At 71.2% G+C, this 3,779-nt stretch carries 3 protein-coding genes; all 3 read left to right on the top strand.

The annotated features are described in order from the left end of the window. A partial coding sequence (locus tag CM1CMNOD_RS17100) for an AAA family ATPase (RefSeq protein WP_165490494.1) occupies positions 1–647 on the top strand: 647 nt, incomplete at its 5' end. A gap of 45 nt (positions 648–692) precedes the next feature. After that, a complete protein-coding gene (gene ftsY, locus CM1CMNOD_RS17095; RefSeq protein WP_013874837.1) occupies positions 693–1,934 on the top strand; it encodes a signal recognition particle-docking protein FtsY in 1,242 nt (413 codons plus the stop codon). 416 nt (positions 1,935–2,350) lie between these two features. Next, positions 2,351–3,779: signal recognition particle protein (gene ffh / locus CM1CMNOD_RS17090; protein ID WP_131774082.1), on the top strand; the 1,429-nt coding region annotated here is incomplete at its 3' end.

Below are 3,779 nucleotides of genomic sequence, written 5' to 3'. Positions count from 1 at the left end.
CGGCGCGGGCGGCCGCCGCGGAGAAGCAGCTGAACCGTCTGGGCAAGGTCAACCCGTTGGCGCTGGAGGAGTTCGAGGCGCTGCAGGAGCGTGCGGCGTTCCTCTCCACCCAGCTCGACGACATCAAGAACACCCGTCGTGACCTGCTGCTGGTCGTCGCGGAGGTCGACGAGCGGGTGCGGGAGGTCTTCCGGGCGGCGTTCGCGGACACCGCGCGGGAGTTCGAGACGGTCTTCGCGACTCTCTTCCCCGGCGGTGAGGGCCGGCTCGTCCTGACCGACCCCGACGACATGCTCACGACGGGTATCGAGGTGGAGGCCCGGCCGCCGGGCAAGAAGGTCAAGCGGCTGTCGCTGCTGTCCGGTGGAGAGCGGTCGCTGACGGCGATTGCGCTGCTGCTGGCGATCTTCCGGGCCCGCCCGTCGCCGTTCTACGTCCTCGACGAGGTCGAGGCGGCTCTCGACGACCGCAACCTCGGCCGCCTGCTGGAGGCGCTGGAGGGGCTGCGGGAGAAATCCCAGTTGATTGTCATCACCCACCAGAAGCGCACGATGGAGATCGCTGACGCGCTCTACGGAGTGGCGATGCGTGGTGACGGGGTCACCACGGTGATCAGCCAGCGGTTGCGCGAGCGCGCCTCCGCCTGAGCCTCGGCCTGAGCACAGCACGCCTGGTCTGCCAGGATCGAAGGCGTGGAGTACGTCCTCATCATTATCGCGATCGTCGTGTTCGCCGTCGTCACGGCCGCTGGCCTGGTGGTGGGCACCCGCCGCCGCGGGCGGGCGGGCACCGCAGCCCCCGGCCACGCCCCCGACCGGCCGCAGCCAGGGACGGACTACCCGCCCGGGGTGGGTGACGACGCCGAGGTGCCGCGGGACTCCCCCCGCCGGACGGTCGACACGGTCGATCTCCCGGCCGACCTTGATATTCCCGCGCCCCCGACCGGGGCCGAGACCGGGCTGTACGAGCTGGAGCTGGAGAAGGTACCGGAGCTGGAGGTGCCGGCCCCGGCCGCGGGCCGGCTGGTGCGGCTGCGCGCGCGTCTGGCCCGCTCCCAGAGCAGCCTGGGCCGTGGCCTGCTGCTGTTGCTGTCCGGGGACAACCTCGACGAGGAGGTCTGGGAGGACGTCGAGACGACCCTGCTGGTCGCGGACGTCGGCGTCACGCCCACCGAGGAGCTGGTCGCGTCGTTGCGGACGAAGGTGAAGGTCCTCGGCGCGCGCCGGCCCGCGGACGTCCACGTCCTGCTGCGCGACGAGCTGCTTGCCCAGATCGGCACCAGCACCGACCGCACGGTTCAGGCGTTCGCGCAGGGCCGGCCGGCGAACATCCTCGTCGTCGGGGTGAACGGCACCGGCAAGACCACGACCTGCGGAAAGATCGCCCGTCTTCTCGTGGCGGATGGCCGGCGGGTCGTGCTGGGCGCGGCGGACACCTTCCGGGCCGCCGCCGCCGACCAGCTGGAGACCTGGGGCAGCCGGGTCGGGGCGTACACGGTGCGCGGCAGCGAGGGCGGCGATCCGGCGTCGGTGGCCTTCGAGGCGGCCAAGCGGGGGATCAGCGACGGCGTCGACACGGTGGTGATCGACACCGCGGGCCGTCTGCACACCAAGACCGGCCTGATGGACGAGCTCTCCAAGATCAAGAAGGTGGTCGCCAAGCTCGGCCCCGTCGACGAGGTGCTGCTGGTGCTGGACGCGACCACCGGCCAGAACGCGGTCGAGCAGGCCAGGGTCTTCACTCAGGCGGTGGACATCACCGGGGTCGTGCTGACCAAGCTCGACGGCACCGCCAAGGGCGGCATCGTGATCGCCGTACAGCGGGAGCTCGGTGTCCCCGTGAAGCTGATCGGCCTGGGGGAGGGTCCGGACGACCTCGCGCCCTTCGAGCCGGAGGCGTTCGTCGACGCGCTGCTCGGGGACCCGCCGGACTGAGCCGCGACACGTGGGCGACAAAGTCCTGAAACGCAACATCGGAACGTACAACGCAACACAGCAGGTGAGCCGGTAGAACCAGGCCGGGGACCACGGTGTGGCCACTGGGTCCGGCGCCGAAGCTTCTTCCGTACCCGCATGCCGCGACCTACAGTGCCGGGGTGAGGATTTCACTCCCGGTCGGTGGCGACGGCCGGGATGGACGACGTCCGGCGAGGTGTCCCCACCATCCTCGGTGTGGAGGGCGGAGATCACGGCGGGTCCGCCTGTGATCGTCGTGTGGGTGCGCCTCGCCGGGGCTTGGTGATCTTTGTGGTTCCGTCGGGCGGGGCGTTGCCGAGCGGTCCGGCTCCGGTCCGGGCCGGTGGGTGCGTACCCTGAGAGTTGCGGTCCGCCAGCGATCCCGGAGTGTGCGCGTGTTCGACACCCTGTCCAGCCGTCTCGACAAGGCCTTCTCGTCACTGCGTGGCAAGGGGCGGCTGTCCGAGGCCGACATCAGTGCGACCGCCCGGGAGATCCGGGTGGCGTTGCTGGAGGCCGACGTCGCTCTGCCGGTGGTCCGGGCCTTCGTCGGCGCCGTTCGGGAGCGGGCCAGGGGCGAGGAGGTCTCGACCTCGCTGAACCCCGCCCAGCAGGTCATAAAGATCGTCAACCAGGAGCTGGTCACGATCCTGGGCGGCGGGACGACCACCCTGCGGTTCGCCCGGACGCCACCCACCGTCATCCTGCTGGCGGGCCTGCAGGGGACGGGCAAGACGACGCTGGCCGGCAAGCTCGGCCGGTGGCTGAAGGAGCAGGGTCACACCCCCCTGCTCGTCGCCGCCGACCTGCAGCGCCCGAACGCCGTCACGCAGCTTCAGGTCGTCGCCGGCCAGGCCGGTGTGGACGTGTACGCGCCCGAGCCCGGCAACGGCGTGGGCGACCCGGTCGCGGTCGCCCGCGCCGCCGTGGAGCATGCCCGCCGCCGCCTGCACGACGTGGTCGTCGTCGACACCGCGGGCCGGCTCGGCGTGGACGCCGACATGATGCGCCAGGCCGCCGACATCCGGGACGTGACGTCCCCGGACGAGATCCTGTTCGTCGTCGACGCCATGATCGGCCAGGATGCCGTCACCACCGCGCAGGCGTTCGCCGACGGGGTGGGCTTCACCGGGGTGGTGCTCACCAAGCTCGACGGTGACGCCCGTGGCGGTGCCGCGCTGTCGGTCGCGCACCTGACCGGCCGTCCGATCATGTTCGCCTCCACCGGTGAGGCGCTGGACGACTTCGACGTCTTCCACCCCGAGCGGATGGCCTCGCGCATCCTCGGGATGGGCGATGTCCTCACCCTCATCGAGCAGGCCGAGAAGGCATTCGAGGCCGAGCAGGCCGAACAGCTGGCGGCGAAGATGGCCGCCTCCGAGTTCACCCTCTCCGACTTCCTCGAGCAGATGCTCACCGTCCGCAAGATGGGGCCGATCGCCAACCTGCTCGGGATGCTGCCCGGCATGGGGCAGATGAAGGATCAGCTCGCCCAGATCGACGACCGGGACGTCGATCGAGTGGTGGCGATCATCCGGTCGATGACGCCCGCTGAGCGTGACGATCCGCGCATCCTGCAGGCCTCCCGCAAGGCGCGGGTCGCCCGCGGCTCCGGGGTGACAGTCACCGAGGTCAACCAGCTCCTCGACCGGTTCGAGGAGGCGCGCAAGGTCATGAAGCAGATGGCCGGCGGCCTCGGTGGGCCCGGTGGGGCGCTGCGCGCGAAGTCGGCCGCGGGCCGCAAGGCCGCCAAGAAGGCCAAGGGCGCGAAGCGCAAGGGCAACCCCGCCGCCCGCGCCGCGCATCAGGGCCGACAGGTCGGGC

The organism is Protofrankia symbiont of Coriaria myrtifolia, assembly GCF_900634755.1.
Classification (GTDB): domain Bacteria; phylum Actinomycetota; class Actinomycetes; order Frankiales; family Frankiaceae; genus Protofrankia; species Protofrankia coriariae.
This window is presented reverse-complemented; position numbering and strand designations above follow the sequence as displayed.